Consider the following 21382-nt stretch of genomic DNA (forward strand, 5'->3'; position numbering starts at 1 on the left):
CAGGCGCACGGTATTTTCCTGTGCAGGCATTTGTATGCGGGCATTCAGAAGGCTTACGGCGAGGCAGGGCAGCGTCAGGCAGAGATTTCGGGCACCAGGACCTGGCAACGAAAAACTCCGCAATGACATGGGGAAGCCGGATACGGGCAGGGATCATAACCACCATGAAAAAGCCGGAGCTCACGATCATGAGCTCCGGCTTCACGCGGATACATACTATTCGATGTCGCTATGACGTCGACAAATGCTCCGTGATCGTCAGGCGCGTTCGCCCAGAGCCAGGTCTTCGGCCACATCACCGCGTGCGGCGGCTTGCGCTGCTTTGCGTTCGCGGGCTGCCATCTTGTCCAGATGGCGACGGGCTTCAGGTGAAACCGTCAGGGCCAGAGTCATAAGGGCCGACGCCACATACAGTCCGGAGAAGATCCAGACGATGCCTTCAATGCCACGCCAGGATTCAAACCATGTGACAATAGCCGGGCCCACCCAGGTGCTGGCGCCAGCGCCAAGACCAAGAGCGGACAGGGCCGCTGCCTTTTCTTTCGGGCAGATCTGCGGAACAAGACCGGACAGTGGAACGAAAGCTGCCAGCGTCGCACCATAGAGCGCGCCAATCACGGCTGCGACGAAGAAATTCCCCGGGTACATCAGGGGCACATAATAAAATGCCGGCACCATGAGTGCCGCTCCGATTCCTCCGCCGAAAGCCACGACAGTACGGTGTCCGATGCGATCCGAAAAAATTCCCGACAACAGATTCACGAGAATATTCGACAGGAAGACGATGGACAGAAGCTGCAGCCACTGTGAAAGCGAGAACCCGATTACCTTCGTGAAGAATGCTGGCATGATCACGAGAAACGCATATTCGGATGACGTGTTGATGGTCCGCACGATCATCGCGATGAACGTCTTGGGCTCACGCCACAGAATGCTGAGCGAGCTGAAGAAGATGGTGGATGCCGCTACATCTTTCGGAGCCAGGCGCTGACTGCCCGCTGGCTCCTTTGTGAGCAGCAGAGCCAGCAGGCCACCAACCAGCACCATGCCGAGTGAGGCCCAGAATGTTGTCATCTCGCCGATAACCGGAATGGCGAAACTGGCGAACAGAGAACCGAGTGTCGGCAGACCGCCCGAGAAGGCGAACCAGAACCATCCTGCGGCTGAACCAAGCTGGCGTGGCGGTGTCGCTGCCGCGATCCAGACAAGAAAGCCGTATGTGAACAGTGGATAGCCGAAGCCACGCATCGCATAGGCCAGCAGCATAATTGAGTAGTTGCTGGTCGCAACACCGCCAGCCAGAAATGCGACTTCGAATACGGTCCAGATTCCAAGGCCGATCCACATGACGCGCTTCGGACCCCAGAGGTCGGAAAGGGGGCCGGACAACCATGCGGAGATGGAAACCGTCACGCCGTAGATCGTGAACAGAAAAGCGGTATCACGCGAGGTGATGCCATGACCTTCGAGATAGGGTGCAAGGTAACCGGCCTCGACGCCGTCACCGATCATGAAAAACAGAAGTCCGACGAATCCCCAGAACAGGGGAGCGGGAATGCCGAGGCGTTCCGCAAAGGACGGGGCTGGATTTGACAGAGGGTCTGTCTGTGTCAAGGGGAGATACTCCTCTTTACGCAGGCAACCGTTATACTGAGAAAGTCTCCACCGGATTGCGGAGTTTCAAAACTGGCTGCAGTTCTCCGGAGCACGCATCGGGGACGCAGTGTCCGGAATCTGGGGATGAATGACCTCATGTGACGCGTATTGCCGCCGGGGCAAATGCGTTCCGCTTACGCCGGATGGGGCGTGTAGGACGCGGACTTTGAGGAACGATCGAAAAACGATCGGATGGCGCGGAGATGCGCCGGGTCATGCGAAGAACAACGCTGGAAACACGTTATCGCGACGGGAACGGAGAAAAACGTGCCGTTCAGACAGCAGAAGCACACATTGGCGTGCGCGACGTTCCCGTAAAGACCGGATTTGAACAGAAGCCGCTGAATGTCAGAGAAAATCTGAATCCAGGACGAAAAACCGGGTAAGCCGGACCTCTGGCCTCCTCTGCGAACATTGATAATGTGCAGGGGATAACATTTTCTGATCGTAATTTGAATGAATAATATTTAATATTTTTGTCATGTTGAAAAGACGGAAACACTTATGTGAACTATGCCAGACGTTAACATATGGCCTCGATCTGACGAGCAGAATGACATTTTTCTCATAATGGTTCCGTAAAAATCAGAATATCTGTGCCCGTTTTCAGATGTTGTCAGGCTAGCCCGGTGGCTCCGATTCACGCCATGATCGTTCTGTGGTTCATCGCCGCCGCGGGCATGGTTTGTCGCAATTTTCCGTGAGACTCGCGCCGGAACAGGTTCCGGAGCCGGGAAAAGATTGACAGACGGGGCGACAAAAGAGACTCATCACCGAACCAAGGGGGGTTCCGTCAAGGAACTGAGAGGCCGCTATTGTCCTGATTCAGGATGGCGCGGCGACCCTGCCGGTCGCTGGAAACGGCGTCCGGGGAACCTGATCCGGTTAATACCGGCGGAGGGACTGGTCCTGCCACGAGCGGAGTCGTGGTGCCCCGGAAACCGTTCCCGGGTGTGACGACAGAATATCGGGCCTGACCCGTTTCTCGCAGAGACGCGAGGACAGATTTCATGAACCATATAACGTCTGACGGCCTTCAGCAGTCACCCGCATCCACACAGGCTCCTGAGCCGGGGAAAGTCACGACCGGCCCGATCTGGGGCTCGCGCAAAGTCTATTCCAGCCCCGAAAAGCATCCGGATATTCGCGTGCCCTTCCGCGAGATCGCGCTCGACCCGTCTGCGAAAGAGCCGCCGCTGCGCCTCTATGACACCTCCGGTCCATACACGGACACGGAGATCGCCATTGATGTCGCAAACGGTTTGCCAAAGATCCGCACGGAGTGGCTGACACGACGTGGCTTTGCGAAGGCAACGCCCCGCACGGTTCGCCCCGAAGATAATGGCGGCGCGACCGGTGACCGGCTCGTCGCTCCCTGTCCTGCGCCCCATGCCGTGCTGGAAGGTGGCGACGCGACCTGTGTGACGCAGTATGAATTTGCCCGTGCCGGGATCATCACGGAAGAGATGATCTACGTGGCGCACCGTGAGAATCTTGGTCGCCTGAAGGCTGCGGAAGGGGCTGCCGTGCGTCGAAAAGACGGGGAGGATTTCGGAGCGGCCATCCCGGAATTCGTCACGCCCGAATTTGTTCGTGATGAGATCGCACGCGGGCGGGCCATCATTCCGGCGAACATCAATCATCCGGAACTGGAACCGGTCATCATCGGTCGCAACTTCCTCGTGAAAGTGAACGCCAATATCGGCAATTCCGCCGTCACATCCTCGGCGGCGGAAGAGGTGGAGAAGCTGGTCTGGTCGATCCGCTGGGGCGCGGACACCGTCATGGATCTTTCCACCGGGCGCAATATCCATAACATCCGTGACTGGATCCTCCGCAACGCTCCGACGCCGATCGGCACCGTGCCGCTCTATCAGGCGCTGGAAAAAGTCGGTGGCGAGGTCAGTAAACTGTCGTGGGAAGTCTTTCGCGACACCCTGATCGAGCAGGCCGAGCAGGGGGTGGATTACTTCACCATCCATGCCGGCGTCCGCCTCGCGCATGTTCCGCTGACAGCTGAACGCGTCACCGGCATTGTCTCACGTGGCGGCTCGATCATGGCGAGCTGGTGCCTGATGGAGCATCGCGAGAGCTTCCTCTACGAGCATTTTGAGGACATTTGCGACATCATGCGCAAGTATGATGTGTCGTTCTCTCTGGGTGATGGTCTGCGGCCCGGTTCTGTTGCCGATGCCAACGATGCGGCGCAGTTCGCGGAACTGGAAACGCTTGGAGACCTGACGAAAATCGCCTGGGCAAAAGGCTGTCAGGTGATGATCGAAGGCCCCGGTCATGTGCCGATGCACAAGATCAGGGAGAACATGGACAAGCAGCTTCGCGACTGTCACGAGGCACCGTTCTATACGCTTGGCCCGCTAACCACAGATGTTGCGCCCGGTTATGACCACATCACCTCGGCCATCGGTGCTGCGATGATTGGCTGGTTCGGCACGGCGATGCTTTGTTATGTGACGCCCAAAGAGCATCTTGGTCTGCCCAATCGGGAGGACGTGAAGGTGGGGGTTATTACCTATCGCATCTCTGCTCATGCGGCTGATCTGGCAAAAGGGCATCCGTCTGCCAGGTTGCGCGACGATGCACTGAGTCGTGCCAGGTTCTCCTTTCGCTGGGAGGACCAGTTCAAACTGTCGCTCGATCCGGACACGGCGCGAGCGTATCACGATGAGACCATGCCGAAAGAAGCGCACAAGACGGCGCATTTCTGCTCAATGTGCGGACCTAAATTCTGCTCCATGCGGATCAGCCAGGGCATTCGTGATGATGCGCAGCGTATTGCCGGCATGGAGCAGAAGAGCCGGGAGTTCCGCGATGCGGGGAATAAAGTGTACGTTCCGGCGGAATAACCTGGAACGCCTGTAACTCACGGAATGAGAATGGGATCGCGACTCCTTTGCATATCTTTGGGCTGCGTCCCGCAGGCAATTAAGACAGTGAGGCAGGCTCTGCCCGCGCCCGGAAGGGGTTGTCAGCCCCTTCCCCCGCTTTATTCCACGTCAAAGCGGTTTAACGGAGTGCTTATGGGGCAGCGCCCTGGAGACAGCGAGCCATATTCATAAAACGTAAATTCTTAAGATATTTCCTGTGTCCTGCTGTTCATCCGATCAGAAGGGAGAGGAAATATGAGGAAATTCGCTGGAATTATCATCGGTCTGACCGGGCTTGCCTGTGTTGCCCGGGCTCAGGATTATTCCACCAGTCCTGCGCAGAATTCGACACATTGGGATTATTCCGCCGGCAGCAGGCCTGGGCCGTCTGAGTCGTATGAAGGTTATCCGCCGCCGCCTGCGCAGGTGATTATTTCTCCGGGCATGTATGGCAACGGATATGGCGGTGGCGCCGGAAACAACGGGAATACCGGTAATACTGGCGCTGAAGGTCAGTCGGGCATGAACAGTGCATCCGGGCCGAATCCTGGCGTCAACGGTGGCGTCGGCTGGGGAAACACCGGTGCCGGGAATACGGGCAGCGGCAATGTCGGCCGGGGAAATACCGGTGTGGGCAATATCGGCGCTGGCAATACCGGCTGGGGGCGTGGTCATTGACGGAGGCTGCCGGATCTGTGGTTTTTTGGTTTGTAAACAGGGTTAACCTGAAAAGAGTTTTCGTGAATCCGGTCTGATTTTCTGAATGTAAGTATCTTTTTCAGACTCTGCCCGAACCCGCTTGGAAACGCAGGCCCCTGCATCCTGATTTATTTAAATCGAATAGTTCTGGCCTGTGGCTGCCGTCCTGGACTTTGCTCTCCCACAAATATGCCCTGCCTGCCCTGTCAAAACCGTTCCGGCGTCCTATATCTTAACATCGTGAATGACAGGACGACCGACAGCACCGATGACCGAAAAATCCGCCTTCAGCCACGCCATCCGGGTCAAAGGCGCCCGTGCTCATAATCTGAAATCGGTCGATGTGGATATTCCCCGCGACCAGCTTACCGTCATTACCGGCCTGTCAGGCTCGGGCAAGTCCTCCCTGGCTTTCGATACGATCTATGCCGAGGGGCAACGTCGCTACGTCGAAAGTCTGTCTGCTTATGCCCGTCAGTTCCTGGAACTGATGGGCAAGCCTGACGTCGATTCGATTGAGGGTCTGTCGCCCGCAATTTCCATTGAGCAGAAGACGACTTCAAAGAACCCGCGCTCGACTGTCGGCACTGTCACCGAAATTCACGATTACATGCGGCTGCTCTGGGCGCGTGCCGGTGTGCCGTACTCACCCGCCACCGGCCTGCCGATTGAAGCCCAGACTGTCAGCCAGATGGTGGATCGTGTCATGGCGATGCCGGAAGGCACGCGACTGATGTTGCTGGCGCCGGTCGTTCGCGATCGTAAAGGCGAATACCGCAAGGAACTCGGTGAGTTGCAGCGCAAGGGCTTTGCCCGCGTGAAGGTCGACGGTACGCTGTATGAAATTGCTGACGTCCCGAATCTGAATCGCAAGCTCCGCCACACAGTTGAGGCCGTGGTGGACCGTATCGTGGTCAAACCGGGTATTGAAAACCGCCTCGCCGACAGTTTCGAAACAGCCCTCTCCCTTGCGGATGGCATCGTCTATGCCGAAGAGGTGAGGCGAGATGAGTCCGAGCCCGCTGAGCGTACAGTCTTTTCCTCGCGTTTTGCCTGTCCGGAAAGTGGGTTCACGCTTGAGGAAATCGAGCCTCGTCTGTTTTCCTTCAACGCTCCGCAGGGAGCCTGTCCCGCGTGTGACGGAATCGGAACAGAGACGTTCTTTGATCCGAATCTTGTTGTGCCTGATGAAAACCTTTCTCTTGAGCAGGGCGCAATCGCGCCATGGCGTGGTGAAAAGTCACAGCTTTTCGAACAGACTCTGCAAAGCGTCGCCGCCCATCTGGGCGTGAAAATGAGCACCCCCTGGCGCGACCTGACGGAAGACGTCCGGACGGCCATTCTCGACGGCACGGATGAAGACATTCATTTCGTCTACCGGGATGGTGGGAAAAGCTACACCGTCACGAAACCCTTTGATGGTGTGATGGCGAATCTCAAACGCCGCATGAAAACATCGGAGAGCATCTGGGCACGCGAGGAACTCTCCCGCTATCAGTCCGATAAGCCCTGCCATCTTTGTCACGGTGCGCGTCTTAAGCCGGAAGCGCTCTGCGTGCGTGTCGCCGGATTTAACATCGCGCAGGCATCTGAGCTTTCCATTCGGGCCGCGTTTGAATGGTTTGAGGCTGTTCTGCCAACTCTCACTCCGCAACGTGCCGAAATCGCACGCCGTATTCTCAGGGAAATTACCGACAGGCTGAAATTTCTTGTCGATGTCGGCCTGGATTATCTGACCCTCGCCCGTGGCTCCGCGACTCTGTCCGGTGGTGAAAGTCAGCGTATCCGTCTTGCGAGTCAGATCGGGTCCGGCCTGACCGGCGTGCTCTATGTTCTGGATGAGCCGTCCATCGGGCTGCATCAGCGCGATAATGAACGTCTGCTTGGCACGCTGGAGCGTCTGAAATCCCTTGGCAATACGCTGATCGTTGTCGAACATGATGAAGATGCGATCCGCAGCGCGGACTGGCTGATCGATATGGGGCCTGGTGCTGGCGTAATGGGCGGCACTGTAGTTGCCGCCGGCACGCCGAAACAGGTTGCTGCTAATAAAAACAGCCTGACAGGGGCTTATCTTTCCGGACGGAAACGCATTGAGGTGCCGGAGACGCGACGCCCTCTCGATCCGAAGCGACTCATTACTGTGCGTGGCGCCACCGGCAATAATCTGAAAGATGTCACCGCACAGTTTCCACTTGGAACGTTCACCTGTATCACCGGCGTGTCCGGAAGCGGTAAATCTACTCTGGTCATCGACACACTTTACAAGACTCTCTCGCGGAACCTGATGGGTTCCGGTCAGTCGCCTGCGCCATGCTCAGGTGTGGATGGCATGGAACTGCTCGATAAAATCATCGATATTGACCAGTCTCCGATCGGTCGCACACCACGTTCCAACCCGGCCACCTATACGGATCTGTTCACTCCGATCCGCGACTGGTTCGCCGAACTGCCCGAAGCCCGCGCCCGTGGCTACAAGCCGGGCCGGTTCTCCTTCAATGTGAAGGGCGGTCGCTGCGAAGCCTGTCAGGGCGACGGGGTACTGAAGATTGAAATGCACTTCCTGCCGGATGTGTTTGTGACCTGCGATACCTGTAAAGGCGCGCGCTACAATCGCGAAACGCTGGATGTGAAGTTCAAGGGTAAGTCCATCGCCGATGTGCTGGCGATGAGCGTCGATGAAGCACTGCCCTATTTCGAGGCGCAGAGCCGCATTCGGGACCGGCTGGCGATTCTGCAGAAGGTGGGGCTGGGTTATGTCGCGCTCGGGCAACAGGCGACGACGCTTTCGGGTGGTGAGGCGCAGCGCGTCAAGCTTTCGAAGGAACTCGCTCGCCGGGCCACCGGACGCACGCTGTATATTCTCGATGAACCGACGACGGGATTACACACAGAGGATGTGCGGAAGTTGCTGGAAGTGCTGCATGCGCTTGTCGACCAGGGCAACACGGTTGTGGTGATCGAGCACAATCTTGAAGTCATCAAGACGGCCGACTGGATTCTCGATGTTGGCCCGGAAGGTGGTGATGGCGGGGGGCGCATCCTGGCTGCCGGAACACCGGAAGATATTGCTGCCTGTCCGGAGAGTTATACCGGGCGTTTTCTCAGGCCACTTCTGGAGCAGGGGAAAGTTGAGGAAGCGGCGGAGAAAGGGCCTATGAAGAAGAGGCCGGTTGCAAAGTCACGTAAGCGGGCAAAGGTGTCCTGACGGAACGCACCTGCTGATAAGGCGTTGGGGTCTCATCAGGGCGGTGTGCTGTCCTGATGAGGGTCCGGGAAGGCGGCCGGACTGAAGATCACAGATAAAGGAGCTTCCCATGTCACGATTCATCAGAGATGATTCCGAAGCGGGCAAGCATGGCACAGCCCGCGAGCTGGCTGAAGCGGCGTTGCGCGCGGAATCAAAAGGCGATCAGGTGCTTGCCGATAAACTGCTCGACCAGGCGGAGAATACGGACCCTGAAGCAGTTGAAAACGTCCTGCGCGACAATCTCGATCAGCCGACACGTCTGCATCATAAATACGCGAAAGGCCCTGATGCTGATTTCGGAGATGATGTTGCCGTCGCTTCGGTAACGCGTACCGTAGAGCCCGGCTCTGATGCCCCTGACCGTGCGGGTATTACGCAAGGTGGGAGTGGTGCTGATAATGAGCGCCGGTAAGGGATCGTGACGCGGGTGGTTGTCTGGTCACGATTTTAAAAAATTACGGTCTGTTCAGCGTTGTTTTGAGTTCAGGGCGCTGCCCCACAGACACTGAGTTAAAGTCGGGCAGTGAAGCGGGTTCGGTCCACACCCGGAAGGGGGCGGCGACCCCTGCCCCCGATTTGTTAAAATAAAAAGGTTTGCAAAGGCGCGTCCTTGCCGGGGTTTGGGCGCGCGAATAATATGCCAGCGTGTATCACGATATTGTCAGCCATACGTCTATCTGGTGAGGCTTGCGACCATTATCTGGACGACGAGCGGCTGAACCAGGTATTGCAGCCCGAGGAGAAGGATAAGAGGGGACAGGTCAACATTGCCAAGGGAGGGCATAATGCGCCGGATGGGATTGAGAACAGGCTCAACAAGTTTGTTGAGAAAATTGCCGATCTGCCAGACAATCCGGTTTTGTGCATCGAGAATGCCGAATGAATACAGCATGCTGAAGATGCAGTAGACGAAGACGACCCCTTCATAGAGGTTAAGTAGTGTCAGAATGATTCGACACAGACCAAACAGCAACAAATTCTGACCCCTCTGAAGAATGCCCGGGAGAACGCCGGGATTATAGCCCGGATCCTACAGAGACGGCCTGATCCAGACAATATGGTAACGATGTCTCTGTGGCGTGAGACGGCTTGACACTGTGTCTCATGGGGCTATGTAATCCACAGTTAAGGCGGGGCTGTAGCTCAGATGGGAGAGCGCCTCGTTCGCAATGAGGAGGTCAGGGGTTCGATTCCCCTCAGCTCCACCAGCCGCCTTGTTTACCAGCTAATAAGCTGAAATTATGAGATAAAATTTATCTCCCGGGTGGGAAATTCAGGATACTTTGTCTGAGTTCACACTGGTTTTTTGTGCCTCAGGCGGGGCAGGTATTTACTGTGTAAAATTTAAGGTGCCGGAATTTTCCGGGTTCATACCCCATGGCATCCCGCCGGTCATACTCTTCAAGAGCGCTCTCGCTCAGCAGTGAGGCTTTTGAAACAACCCCTGAGAATAAGGCACTCATTTTTCGTATCTGATGCCGCATCGTCAGAAAGCGCGCTGTTCGTGGCTATTGCCCTGTTCATCCCGCGCTTGCGGCATGTCGTGTCTGTCCTGCCGGTTTCAATCACCCGACGAGGCCGATTGTACTTCCGGCCCTTAGCCCGCCATACGTGAAGCCGGAAAAATGATGCCCCGGTATGATGCAGTCAGCGTCATGCAACCAATCGCAATCCGGGTAGTTAGACGCGATGGCAGATTGTCCGGACCTCCGGCTGTCCGTGCTGTTCACCAGTATCCGCAAAACACAAACATATTAAGTAACAATATAAATTCGGAGAATTGCCATGCCGGAAGGAAAGGATTTTGCGTTTCAGGCCTATGTAAAAAAACAGCCGGGGAAGGTAAACTTTACACGGGACCTGATCGACTGATCTTCTGCCGCTCACGCCATGAGGCGGAACTGCGCTTCGAACAGGTGCGTAAAGGGCTGACGGATGCAGTGGGAGCGCATATTTTTGCGTTTGGTCGCGGCCCGGGACAATGGGATACATGTCACGTGGTGCGGGAATTCGGGGATACGATAGGGCTGTAGAGGCAGTAAACCGAACAGCATAGCCCGCGGAAATCAGGCTTATCCGTATTGTTGCGACCCGGGCCGAAGACCCGATACAGTCAGGTGATTTTCAAAATGTCGTATCGGTCAGGCGACTGATGCAGGAGGCAGAATCCATGCCGGCAAAAGCTCTTTCGCTGCTCATGGCAACAGTGCTCGGAATCGCTCCCATGTGTGCAGAGGCGCAACCAGTGCCGGGTGCATGGCGGCATGGTCCACCAGGACATTGGCGTGGCGGACCACCACGCGGGCCAGGGCGATGGGGACCTCCGGGCCGCTGGCACAGGCCACCGCCGGTCTGGCGACCGGGCTATCGTTACTGGGGCGGAGATCCGTGGATTTCGAACTGGCAGGCATACCCTGGACTCTATGCTCCACCTTATGGGTATCGCTGGGTGCGTTCCGGCAATCAGTTCCTGCTGACCGCAATTGCAACCGGTATGATATCGGCCGTCGTTGCCGGAGCGATGGTCGGGCCTTATCGGTGAAAACCGGGATGTGCCCGGTGAAATGACGTTCTGGTTATCAGGCTCGTCAGCGCGATCTGCGTTGGCAACGTCAGGCAATAATCAGAGTGACCTCAATGTATAAGCGAGCGGTCCAGTTCCGGGGATCTGATCGTCTTCCCGTCAGGAAGAGAGGGAAACGGATTGATGCCGGTGACCCGCTCCAGTGATTCCGGACTGACGGCGTTGCAGCGATACGGCGCTGTGTTTTTGCAGACCACGACAGCAACCGCGTTCATCGTCGGGATATAAACAGCTTTCCAGAGGGATGACGGTACCCGCACATGGTCCGGGCCAATCGTTCCCATTGGCTCGCGGAAGGCCGGTCCGGTGACGACGAAAACCTCGCCCTTACGCTTAACCAGTTTGCGGATATTGGCCTCAATATGATTCCACCCGCTCGAATTCAGCCTGGCTGCCTGGGGCACAATGTTCGAAAAAGCGAATGTCTCTTCACGCGCTGCGCGGGTCGGTGCATCGCCGGAGGGTGTGAGATGTCCGCGAGACCAGCCGGAGCGTTTGTAGTCGCAGGGTTCTGAACGTTCACCTGGCGGCAACCTCAGATCTTCATGAAACGAGCCGCGACCCTGCAACTGTTCTGACCGGGTGATATTGTCCCGTGTCAGATGTTCAGCACTCCATGCGGCTTCATGATCCTGAGCGGAGTAACCGGCTGCGTAGCTGGTCGAGCACAGAAGAATGACGGAGGCAGATGTTGCCGGTTGTGTCTGCCCGACAAAGTGATCCGGGCAGGCCGCATGAGACGCAACTGTTGAGAAGATGAGTAGCGGCAGAAGGCAAAAGCGAAGCATATGGGCTGTTTGCCGGGATCTGGTGTCGTTGGGCAACCCGAAAGCATCTGCGGGGTCGGCCTTCAGGATTCCTCAGTCTTTCAGAAAATCACTCTGAGTCGTTTCCGGTCAGCGCTTCATACGTCAGAATCCGGTCGTGGCGCAGACCTCGGGACCAGTTCCTTGTTTCGGTCATTTGTTTGTAGCGCTGCTGCGCGACGTAACGCATCCGTTTCCGCCAGTTCATCCTGTGCCAGTAGGGAGCGAGACCCGGGAACCGGGTGGCTGCTTCGCGGTAAGGCGTGAACGCCGTCTGGTTCCAGGGAGCGAACACTCCTTCCCATGGTTTAGGGCGAGACATGAAGTGCGTAATACGCGGGCGGATGATGTCTTCCACATTCGCATTGCGGAGAAAAATCGGGAAATTCCACGCCAGTGACAGAGGAAGACGGTTGGGAAGACCGACGACGTTCAGAATATCCTGATCAGGGAAGCGTGTTCCTGCAGGCTGAGAGGAAAACTTCCTCCAGGCATCATGCCCTGTCTTTGCCCAGGCCTCCCGCTCCGCGTAGATGACACCGGAGTTGAAATAACGCTTTGAGTCAGCCGGGCTCAGGCCAATACTTGTCAGATGAGCGCGCAGGTCGCGTGCCAGTTCATCGTTCTCATCGATGAAAAATGTCATCGGGTCATTCGCTGCGTAAAATTTACCGGCGGGGACTGGTGTTGTGAGCAGTGGATCAAGGCTGCCGGTGATCTGCGTGTCCCCATCGATATAAAGTAGCCGGTCATATTGTGTCGGCAGAAGATCGGCGAGAAACAGTCGCCCCAGCATGGCGGGCGCATCACCAATATCGGCCTGCCGATGGGCGGCGAAGAGGATTCCTGACTGCCTGCACGCCTCGGCAAAGAGGTGCTCAGCCTCAGGAGCGAGATCAAAGCCGGCAAGGAGGACATCGGCATTGTCCGGACTGCTGTTGCGTCTCGCCTGGAGCGCACTGACAAAACTCGGAAACAGATAGCCCGTGTCGGTCGTGTAGCAGACGCAGACTTTTGCCATAAAAACTCCGTGTGAATTCGTGTCGGGCCGATGTCAGCGGCCGGTTTAGCGCCGCCATGGCACCGGGGCCATGTTTGCAGAACCCGATCCCCGCGCTTCGTATTGTTTATTAAACAGAGTAATTTGCAAAGGTCTGTGGCATCGGTTCTGTTTTCGTTTCCTGTTTGTCTGTTGTTTTTCAAGGGGTTGGAGAAAGACCGGGCTCTGCCCGAACCCGGAAGGGGCAGCGGACCCCTTCACCCCGATCTGTTGATAAACAAGCCGGTTTCCAAAGGCTCTGTTGTCATTAAGTGCTGGCTTCTTCCCAGGGCTTTGCCCTGGAACCCACCAAAGGTCACAGACCTTTGGAAACCATTTTATTATAAATAATACCAGAGGTTGTGAAGATTGACCTGTCGATGAGAGTATCCGGGCAGAGCCCGGATTCTGCCAACCCTTTGAAAAATCACAGATCAACATCTAACGACAACAGAGCCTTTCCAAAGGTCTGTGACCTTGTGCGTGTCATCACAGGCAACCCACTTCATGCTGCGGACAGATCAGAACCCAATCCCTCGGATGATCGGTTAAAATAGTTTCCGGGCCTGTTTCACAGTGCTGGATTAATGACGCGGTATCTTTTATTCGAATGCGAATATTGTTTGCTCAGGATAGCGACGTGCCAGGAAAAAAGAGAGGCCTGACCGCAGGTGTGATGCCCGATGCGCAGACTCAGTCAGAGGGATTTCGCGCCGCGCGGGTGGCGCGGCAGAATGAACTGGTTGAGGACTATCTGGAGCTCATCTCGGATCTTCTGGCCGAAGGGCGTGAAGCGCGTCAGGTCGATATTGCCGGCCGCCTTGGCGTGTCGCAGCCGACCGTTGCGAAAATGCTGGCCCGTCTGGCAACGGATGGTCTGGTGACACAGAAACCCTATCGCGGTGTGTTTCTGACCCATGCCGGTCAGAAAGTTGCCGATGAAGCACGCAGACGCCACCGGGTGGTCGAGGCTTTTTTGCTGGCACTCGGTGTCAGTCGGGAAAATGCTCTGATCGACGCGGAAGGGGTGGAACACTATGTCGGTGGAGAAACGCTGGCGCAGTTTCAGAGAGCGATTGAAGGCGGGTTGCAGCAGTTTATGACAACACTCCGGCGCGACGGGAAGGCGCCGTAATCACTCGCCCAGCGCGCCCGCAACCAGATCTGGTGTCAGAATCTGCGGCAGCACCCGCCCCTCCCCGTGCGGCGGGTAGTAGACATAAAGCGGCACACCATCGCGATCATGTTCGCGCAGGAAAGCCGTGATCGCACTGTCGCGATTGGTCCAGTCTCCTTTGAGGTAGGCGACTTTATGGCGGGTGAAAGCATCCTGCACGCGTGTGCTGTTCAGTGTGACGCGCTCGTTGACCAGACAGGTAATGCACCAGGCAGCTGTCATATCGATGAATACGGGCCGCCCCTCGCTACGAAGCGCAGCAAGCCGCTGCGGGGAGAATGAGCTGGCATCCACCTGGCCGGTTTTTGCGGAAGCCACGGCAGACACAGCGGACGGCAGCAGCGGAAGGAGCGCGAGCGGCGCCAGGGCGACCAGAAGAGCGGCGACGCGCAGCCCTCTCATTACAGTATACGAAGTGCGCGTGCGGGCAGTGACAGCGAGCCAGCCGCTGAAACCGAGCGCGAGCAGGCCGATGCCGAGAATGAGTGTGGCGTCTCCACCGCCCTGCCGGGTCAGAACCCAGGCAAGCCAGACGCAGGTCGCAAGGATCGGAAAAGCGAGAACCTGTCGAAACAGGTCCATCCACGCGCCGGGCCTGGGAAGAAGACGCCCGAAACCTGGGATGACGGCAAGCAGCAGGTAAGGGCTTGCAAGTCCAAGCCCCATGCTCAGAAAAATGCTCAGGGCAAAGACCGGCGGTGCCGAAAGCGCGCCCGCGATGGCAGCCCCCATGAAAGGCGCGGTGCAGGGCGTGGCCACCAGGACCGCGAGGAGACCGGTCAGGAAGTCCGACAGCAGACCATGGCTGCGGGAAATCAGAGACTGACCAGCGCCGATCACGGGAAGCTCGAAGATGCCAAGCATGCCCAGCGAAACGGCAAAGAGCAGCCAGCAAATGGCGGCGACGAACCCTTCGGACTGAAACTGGAAGCCCCATCCGGCGGAAAGACCCGCATTGCGGACGATAAGCGTGGCAGCACCGAGTGCGGCAAAGGTTGCAAGCACACCTGCCGTGTAGGCCAGAGCGCTCTTCACCCGGGCCTGCTCAGACCCCATGCGCACGACAGCCAGCGCTTTCATGGCCAGTACAGGGAAGACGCAGGGCATGAGATTGAGAATCATGCCGCCAAGAAAAGCCAGCAAGGCGAGTTGAAGCCAGCCGGCGCGAGTCCCCGTGGCGGATCGGGATGACGAGCCGGAGGTCGGAGCGGCTTCGGGCTTCGCTTCAATGGTCAGAGCGCTTTCCTGACCGGCGGCGTCACGCAGAACGACGATGCCGCCGAGCGGTGTGCCGGCATGAAACGCATCCAGTGGTTTCAGGGCGAGGGTCAGGCGTCCGGGGGCAATGTTCAGGGGCTGTGGAGAAATCTGATTGATGATGCCCGGCGTGTCCGGGATGAACCAGGCGTCACTCACTGTCTGCGGAGAAAGTCCCGCTCCTGACAGACCAAGCATTCCGTCCGGCGCAATCGTGGCTGCAAAAGGCGACGGAAGCGGGAGGGCCGCAGCAGCGCGGGCGAAGAGCGGGGCTTGCGGAGAGGGTACCAATGGCCCGAGAGGCAGCGTGAGATGAAAATCACCTTCTTCGGGAACACAGACGGCAGCACAGACAAGCCATTCGGCATGCGCCGTCACTGTGACGCTGGCTGAATCCTGCCGGCTGGCGCCGGGCGTAAGGCTGACGGGAAGCAGGATATCGTCAATGTAGCCGTATGACATCAGCGGCCCGTCAGGCAGACGCTTCGGAGCCGGCCAGTCAATGGCATCTGCTTTACCGGTTGCCGCGCCCGACAGGGTGACAGCCAGTGTCGGGGCCTCGCCGGCATCGCCCGGATTGCGCCAGTAGGTGTGCCATGTCGGTTTGAGATGCAGCAGCAGCCCGAACCGGATCGGCTGGCCCGGTTGCAGGGTGTCGCTGTCGCTGATCAGCGACGCGGTGTCGCGGGCAGACGTGATGGCGTTGCTTTCCGCAGCGATAGCCGTGCCGGAGCCAGGCGACAGAAGACAGACGGCTGCCAGCATCAGACCGCTGAGAACAGGAAGAAGGCGGAAAAGAGCAATGGTCTGGCGCAACGCTGCGGTCCTGCGATGAGAGAAATGCGGGAGGGAGCGGGATTCTATACCGGAGCCGGGCTGAGTCCACAGGGCAGCAAAGATAAACCGGGGAGAGAAAGACCGGGTTCTGCCCGAACCCGGCAGGGAGCGTGGCCCCCTGCACCCCTTTTTGTATCTGCGGATCTAAAATCTTTATACTAAATATACCATACAAAACAGTCTGTTATAGACAAACCACGGGTCAGGAACCTGAGATCCCCGCCGGATTCGGGCAAAGCCCGGTCACCGGAAATGCTGCCTCACACACTGAACGCCTCCAGAGCCCCGATTGTCGGCAGCCCGCGACCCCGCCATAACCCCGCTCATGGTCAGCAGTTCCTCCATCGATCCGGCCGCAGTGATCGCCGCCCTCCTGTCCGCGTCTGGCGATGATCTGCCGGTCAGGGCCTGTATCCCTGATCTCATAACTTCACTGGAACAGGAGCCCAACGCGGTCCTGGTTGCCCCTCCCGGAGCAGGCAAGACGACACTGGTTCCGCTGGCCCTGCTTCAGTCTGGCTGGCGTGGAGCGCGCGATCGCATTGTCATGCTGGAGCCCAGACGCCTCGCGGCACGCGCGGCGGCACAGCGCATGTCCAGCCTGCTCGGCGAGCCGGTCGGGCAGACCGTCGGGTTCCGAACCCGCCTGGAATCGGCCACTTCGGAAGCGACACGGATCGAGGTGGTGACAGAAGGTCTGTTCCTGCGCCGACTTCTGTCAGACCCGATGCTGGATGGTGTCGCCTGCGTCATCTTCGACGAAATTCACGAAAGATCGCTCGATGCTGACCTGGCTCTGGCATTCGCGCTCGACCTGCAACAGGCACTGCGACCAGATCTTCGTCTGCTTGCAATGTCCGCAACAGCGGATACGGTAACGTTACGAGACCTCATGCACGCCCCCGTTCTGGAAAGTATGGGGCGTCAGTTTCCGGTCACTATCCGCCACGCGAAACGGGATCTGGCTTCGGCACGCGATCTGCCACAGGCCGCGGCCCAGGCCGTGCGTGAGAGCCTGGCGGAAAACGAAGGCGACATTCTCGTCTTTCTCCCGGGCACCGGTGAAATCCGCCGGACGACGCAATTCCTGGAAGGCGTTCCGGCGCTCGTGCTGCCACTGCATGGTGAGCTGCCTCCTGGCGAGCAGGCTCGTGTTCTGACACCCGAACCGGACGGGCGGCGACGGGTCATCCTCTCAACCTCGATTGCCGAAACTTCCCTGACAGTGCCGGGCGTGCGTATCGTGATCGATGGTGGTTTCCGGCGGGCACCGCGTTTTGATCCCGGAGCCGGACTGGCCCGGCTGGAAACAATGCGGATTTCCCGCGCGGCGGCCACGCAGCGGTCGGGTCGTGCCGGGCGCGAAGCGCCGGGTCTCGGAATCCGGCTATGGACAGAAGCGACGGGGCGCGGACAGGCACCGCATGACCGTCCGGAAATTCTCGACGCCGATCTGTCCGATTTCGCACTCGCGATCAGCCTCTGGCGAGAGGCGATGGGCGGCGAGGATACCCGGCTGCGTTTCGCCGATACACCTCCTGCCGGTGGTCTGGCTGCGGCGCGGGATCTGCTCGTCCTGCTCGGCGCCCTGGATGCGGATGGAAAACCGACCGAATCAGGCAGGCGCATGGCAGTGCTGGGAACGCATCCGCGTCTGGCCGCGATGCTGCTGGCCGCGCGGGATGCGCGGGAAGCTGCCCTGGCGGCGGATCTGGCGGCCTTACTGGAAGAACGCGACCCGTTGCGTCCTCGCATGGGGGGAGGACGAGGCGGGCCGCCCCCCATTCCTCCCGCCGATATCGTGCTCCGGCTCGATCTGATCGCGGGTGATGATCATCCCGATGCGGATCGTGGCGCTCTGGCCCGAATCCGGCAGGCCGCCGGACAGTTTCGGCGGCGGCTGCGTCTCCCGCATGGCGTTCAGGCAGTCGGGGATCCGGCGGCGCTCATCGCGGCGGGCTTTCCGGACCGGATCGCACAGGGGCGCGGCGAAGTGGGGAGTTTCCGGCTCTCCGGTGGTGGCAGCGCCCGTATCGGGCGCGCCGACCGGCTGGCTGACCGACGTCTGCTGGCCGTGGCATCGCTATTTTTGCGTAAGAGTGCCGAAATCCGCCTGGCCGCGCCGCTGGACCCGGATGCCCTGCCCGAAGCTCTGCTGGCGCGGGCAACCGAACAGGTCGAGACCGCGCTGGATTCGGTCAGCGGGTCGATCATGGCCCGGCGACGTCTGCGGATCGGCGCGCTGGTGCTGCGGGATCGCACGGAAACGGTAAAAAGCGAGGACGCGGCGGGGTTGCTGCTGGCGCAGGCGGCAGCCTCGCTCCCGACCGCCTTCACCTGGACGGACACCATCCGGCAGTTTCAGGCCCGGGTCGCCCTGGCCCGGAGCGCGCTCGGACGAGACGATCTTCCGGATCTGTCCGATGCGGTGCTGGCGGCCTCCGCAGAGGACTGGCTGTCTCCCTGGCTGAGCGGGATCACCACGCTCTCCGGACTTAAAGATCTGGACCTTCTGGCCATCCTGCGTGCACGGTTTTCTCATGCGGATCTTGTGGCGCTGGATCGCGACTTTCCAGCAGAACTGACTCTGAAGGGCGGGCGGATCAGAGTTGATTACATGGAGCCGGTCCCTGTGGCATCGGCCCGGGCGCAGGTTTTTTATGGCACGACCGAAACACCGCGGCTGGCTGGCGGTCGCGTGCCGCTGCGTCTCGCGCTGCTGTCTCCGGCAGGGCGCCCGCAGGCGCTGACAGCGGATCTGGCCGCATTCTGGACAGGAGGCTGGCTCGACATGAGGAGGGACATGCGTGGACGCTATCCCCGTCACGACTGGCCGGAGAATCCTGCGATTGCCGAACCACCGGCGCCGCGTGGCGAAAGGCCGGGAGGTTCCGGAAAGCAGGGCAAACGGTGAGGGCTGCGAGACACACTCCGCCGGGAAATGTGTCTCAGAAGGAAGCGGGGCATTGCGCTCTCGTGAGGTTGTGACCAAAGACTTAACTCCTGATGAGAATTCCGCCTCCGCTGATGTCCCCTGCACAGTCCTCACGCCCGTGTCCGGGCCGCGTGCTGATGGCATGTTGTCCGCGTTCCGTAAGAGATCTTATGCTGGTTTCAGCTGTTCTGCTCCCGGAGTTTTTCGGGAACGGGCTTACGGGACGTCTGCTCATTCCGGCTGCCCGGGCCGAGGTCAGTACTTCCGGTGCGGGCGATGCTGCTGTGACACCAGAGACTGGCACGGGTGGTCTGCCTCTGGTTGCGGGACTGCCGGTGACATTCGCCCCACTGGTGCGGAAGGTGGTGCCCGCCGTGGTGAACATCGCGGTCACGCGCGATATGGACCCGTCTTCGAACCGTCATCTGCATGTGCTGCCGGATGTTCGGGGCACACCGCTCGAACGGAAATTCCGCGAGCGTCTGCGCCGGCATGGCGAGGAAATGCTGGGCGCGGGGTCTGGCTTTATTATCGATCCTTCGGGCGTCATCGTGACGAATAATCATGTGGTCGGCGATGCCAATAACATCACGGTCTCACTGGCAAATGGCCGCGAACTCCCGGCGCGGGTTCTGGGTAGTGATGATCTGACCGACATTGCCGTGATCAAAGTTGAAAGCCGGACGCCGCTGCCGTTTGTACGCTGGGGCGACAGTCGGCATGTGCAGGTCGGTGACTGGATCATGGCCGCGGGCAATCCGTTCGGTCTCGGATCGTCGGTGACGGCGGGCATTGTCTCCGCACGCGGGCGGGATATCGGCGCCAGTCCCTTCGATGACTTTCTGCAGCTCGACGCGCCAATCAATCCCGGCAATTCCGGTGGTCCGACCTTCAGCATGAGTGGCGAGGTGATCGCCATCAATACCGCCATTGTTTCACCGACCGGCGGGTCGGTCGGGATCGGCTTTTCCATACCGTCCGAAATCGTGATTCCCGTCGTTGAGGCGCTGCGGACTCAGGGACATATCGATCGCGGCTGGCTTGGGGTCACGCTGGAGGATATTGACGGGCAGGACGGATCGCGGGTTGTCGACCTCGATAAGGGCGGTCCGGCGCAGAAAGGTGGCGTGCGCAAGGGTGATTTTGTTACGACAGTCGGGACGGAGCGGGTGGAAAACGCCCGGACTCTGATCCGTGCGGTGGCGGCGGCAAAGCCCGGAACGGTGCTTCCGCTGACGGTTCGCCGCAAGACAGCCACAGTGGTGCTCCAGGTTCCCATCGGTGCCCGTCCGGCCGATGATGGTCGCGACAACGATGGCGACGACCAGTAAAAGTAACCCGGAAACACGACCTTGTTACCATCTCCGGTCTGCCGGGCGGTTTTCGCATAGCTGATCGCAGCCGAAGCATGGCGGGAACGCTTGATCTTGTGCGGCCGTTTACGCACATACTATAAGCGCGAATCATTAAGCGTGACGGGCCTGCGGTCCGCGCGCTTTTCTTTGTCACGTCGACAGGAGCTGACCATAGCCAGACCACCCATTCCCTCTCCCCCAAGCCGTGAGGGGCCCCGCGTCAACGAGGAGATTCGTATACCCCAGGTTCGCCTGATTGATCAGGATGGTGAGATGCAGGGCGTTATGACAACGCGTGATGCTCTGGCCCGTGCCTATGGTGTCGGTCTCGACCTGCTGGAAATCAGTCCGAACGCTGAACCGCCTGTCTGCAAAATCCTTGACTATGGCAAGTACAAGTACGAGCAGCAGAAAAAGCGGAATGAAGCGCGGAAGAAGCAGAAAGTCATCGAGATCAAGGAAGTCAAGGTTCGTCCGAACATCGACGAAAATGACTACCAGGTGAAGATGCGCGCCATGAAGTCGTTCATCGGCGAGGGTGATAAGGTCAAGGTGACGCTTCGTTTCCGTGGCCGTGAAATGGCTCATCAGGATCTCGGCGTGAAGGTGCTGGAGAGAATCCGCACTGAAATGGACGAGCAGGCAAAAGTCGAGCAGATGCCCCGGCTTGAGAACCGTCAGATGGTGATGGTGCTCTCTCCCAGGTAAGGCGTTCTGCTTTCGCAGGAGACACAGCCCCGGAATGCTCAGGCATTTCGGGGTTTTTTATGGCTCTGGCCGAACCCGAAACGGAGGCTGGCACAGAAGCTCGCTTTCAATTGCCGATGCTGCCGCCTGAATTTCACCCCAAGGCTTTGCTCTGGAACCCACCAAAGGTCACAGACCTTTGGAAACCGGCCTGT

14 protein-coding genes and 1 tRNA gene are annotated in these 21382 nt (G+C 58.8%); 10 read left to right on the top strand and 5 right to left on the bottom strand.

The features are described from left to right. Positions 1-258: 258 nt before the first annotated feature. Positions 259-1614, bottom strand: coding sequence for an MFS transporter (locus GOB85_RS08945; RefSeq protein WP_173577229.1), 1356 nt, complete (start codon positions 1612-1614; stop codon positions 259-261). Between the two features lie 1052 nt (positions 1615-2666). Between GOB85_RS08945 and thiC the strand changes: the two genes are divergently transcribed. The 4 genes from thiC to GOB85_RS08965 all read left to right on the top strand — a co-directional run bounded on the left by thiC (position 2667) and on the right by GOB85_RS08965 (position 8902). Then, the gene (gene thiC / locus GOB85_RS08950) at positions 2667-4520 is read left to right on the top strand and encodes a phosphomethylpyrimidine synthase ThiC (RefSeq protein WP_194298731.1); all 1854 of its coding nucleotides are present in this window, start codon (positions 2667-2669) and stop codon (positions 4518-4520) included. Positions 4521-4796: 276 nt separating this feature from the next. Next, on the top strand, positions 4797-5219 hold the full coding sequence (locus tag GOB85_RS08955; RefSeq protein WP_173577228.1) for a pentapeptide repeat-containing protein: 423 nt from the start codon (positions 4797-4799) through the stop codon (positions 5217-5219). 289 nt (positions 5220-5508) lie between these two features. Further along, on the top strand, positions 5509-8448 hold the full coding sequence (gene uvrA / locus GOB85_RS08960; protein WP_173577227.1) for an excinuclease ABC subunit UvrA: 2940 nt from the start codon (positions 5509-5511) through the stop codon (positions 8446-8448). Between the two features lie 109 nt (positions 8449-8557). Beyond that, the gene (locus GOB85_RS08965) at positions 8558-8902 is read left to right on the top strand and encodes a hypothetical protein (RefSeq protein WP_173577226.1); all 345 of its coding nucleotides are present in this window, start codon (positions 8558-8560) and stop codon (positions 8900-8902) included. A gap of 261 nt (positions 8903-9163) precedes the next feature. Here GOB85_RS08965 and GOB85_RS08970 read toward each other — a convergent pair whose 3' ends face one another. After that, a complete protein-coding gene (locus tag GOB85_RS08970; protein ID WP_338421692.1) occupies positions 9164-9466 on the bottom strand; it encodes a YggT family protein in 303 nt (100 codons plus the stop codon). A 156-nt stretch (positions 9467-9622) separates the two neighbouring features. On the opposite strand from GOB85_RS08970, the gene GOB85_RS08975 reads away from it, so the two are divergent. Both GOB85_RS08975 and GOB85_RS08980 read left to right on the top strand, forming a co-directional pair. Next, positions 9623-9698: transfer RNA gene (locus GOB85_RS08975), tRNA-Ala, on the top strand. 962 nt (positions 9699-10660) lie between these two features. Continuing rightward, positions 10661-11032: an RcnB family protein gene (locus GOB85_RS08980; protein ID WP_173577225.1), complete on the top strand. Its 372-nt coding sequence runs from the start codon at positions 10661-10663 to the stop codon at positions 11030-11032. 92 nt (positions 11033-11124) lie between these two features. On the opposite strand, the gene GOB85_RS08985 is transcribed toward GOB85_RS08980, so the two are convergent. Both GOB85_RS08985 and GOB85_RS08990 read right to left on the bottom strand, forming a co-directional pair. Next, positions 11125-11862, bottom strand: coding sequence for a DNA/RNA non-specific endonuclease (locus GOB85_RS08985; protein WP_173577224.1), 738 nt, complete (start codon positions 11860-11862; stop codon positions 11125-11127). A gap of 88 nt (positions 11863-11950) precedes the next feature. Then, positions 11951-12901, bottom strand: coding sequence for a glycosyltransferase family 8 protein (locus GOB85_RS08990; RefSeq protein WP_173577223.1), 951 nt, complete (start codon positions 12899-12901; stop codon positions 11951-11953). 694 nt (positions 12902-13595) lie between these two features. On the opposite strand from GOB85_RS08990, the gene mntR reads away from it, so the two are divergent. Then, positions 13596-14054 carry a manganese-binding transcriptional regulator MntR gene (gene mntR / locus GOB85_RS08995; protein ID WP_173577255.1) on the top strand — a complete coding sequence of 153 codons (459 nt, stop codon included), beginning with the start codon at positions 13596-13598 and terminating at the stop codon, positions 14052-14054. On the opposite strand, the gene GOB85_RS09000 is transcribed toward mntR, so the two are convergent. Further along, a complete protein-coding gene (locus GOB85_RS09000) occupies positions 14055-16118 on the bottom strand; it encodes a protein-disulfide reductase DsbD family protein (RefSeq protein ID WP_173577254.1) in 2064 nt (687 codons plus the stop codon). Positions 16119-16515: 397 nt separating this feature from the next. Here GOB85_RS09000 and hrpB point away from each other — a divergent pair, with 397 nt between their 5' ends. The 3 genes from hrpB (at position 16516) to infC (ending at position 21188) form a co-directional block, all read left to right on the top strand. Beyond that, positions 16516-19104, top strand: coding sequence for an ATP-dependent helicase HrpB (gene hrpB, locus GOB85_RS09005; protein WP_173577253.1), 2589 nt, complete (start codon positions 16516-16518; stop codon positions 19102-19104). A gap of 191 nt (positions 19105-19295) precedes the next feature. Then, the gene (locus GOB85_RS09010; RefSeq protein ID WP_173577222.1) at positions 19296-20456 is read left to right on the top strand and encodes a S1C family serine protease; all 1161 of its coding nucleotides are present in this window, start codon (positions 19296-19298) and stop codon (positions 20454-20456) included. Between the two features lie 210 nt (positions 20457-20666). Then, on the top strand, positions 20667-21188 hold the full coding sequence (gene infC, locus GOB85_RS09015) for a translation initiation factor IF-3 (protein WP_173577252.1): 522 nt from the start codon (positions 20667-20669) through the stop codon (positions 21186-21188). Positions 21189-21382 lie beyond the last annotated feature (194 nt).

Origin of the sequence: Acetobacter fallax, assembly GCF_011516735.1 — a bacterium.
GTDB classification, from domain to species: domain Bacteria; phylum Pseudomonadota; class Alphaproteobacteria; order Acetobacterales; family Acetobacteraceae; genus Acetobacter; species Acetobacter fallax.

Excerpts from the sequence above, each read along its gene's own strand:
- uvrA (WP_173577227.1), top strand. The coding sequence starts at position 5,509 with ATGACCGAAAAATCCGCCTTCAGCCACGCCATCCGGGTCAAAGGCGCC.
- GOB85_RS09000 (WP_173577254.1), bottom strand. The coding sequence starts at position 16,118 with ATGCTGGCAGCCGTCTGTCTTCTGTCGCCTGGCTCCGGCACGGCTATC.
- GOB85_RS08980 (WP_173577225.1), top strand. The coding sequence starts at position 10,661 with ATGCCGGCAAAAGCTCTTTCGCTGCTCATGGCAACAGTGCTCGGAATC.
- GOB85_RS08985 (WP_173577224.1), bottom strand. The coding sequence starts at position 11,862 with ATGCTTCGCTTTTGCCTTCTGCCGCTACTCATCTTCTCAACAGTTGCG.
- GOB85_RS08965 (WP_173577226.1), top strand. The coding sequence starts at position 8,558 with ATGTCACGATTCATCAGAGATGATTCCGAAGCGGGCAAGCATGGCACA.
- GOB85_RS08990 (WP_173577223.1), bottom strand. The coding sequence starts at position 12,901 with ATGGCAAAAGTCTGCGTCTGCTACACGACCGACACGGGCTATCTGTTT.
- hrpB (WP_173577253.1), top strand. The coding sequence starts at position 16,516 with ATGGTCAGCAGTTCCTCCATCGATCCGGCCGCAGTGATCGCCGCCCTC.
- GOB85_RS08955 (WP_173577228.1), top strand. The coding sequence starts at position 4,797 with ATGAGGAAATTCGCTGGAATTATCATCGGTCTGACCGGGCTTGCCTGT.
- GOB85_RS09010 (WP_173577222.1), top strand. The coding sequence starts at position 19,296 with ATGCTGGTTTCAGCTGTTCTGCTCCCGGAGTTTTTCGGGAACGGGCTT.
- mntR (WP_173577255.1), top strand. The coding sequence starts at position 13,596 with ATGCCCGATGCGCAGACTCAGTCAGAGGGATTTCGCGCCGCGCGGGTG.
- thiC (WP_194298731.1), top strand. The coding sequence starts at position 2,667 with ATGAACCATATAACGTCTGACGGCCTTCAGCAGTCACCCGCATCCACA.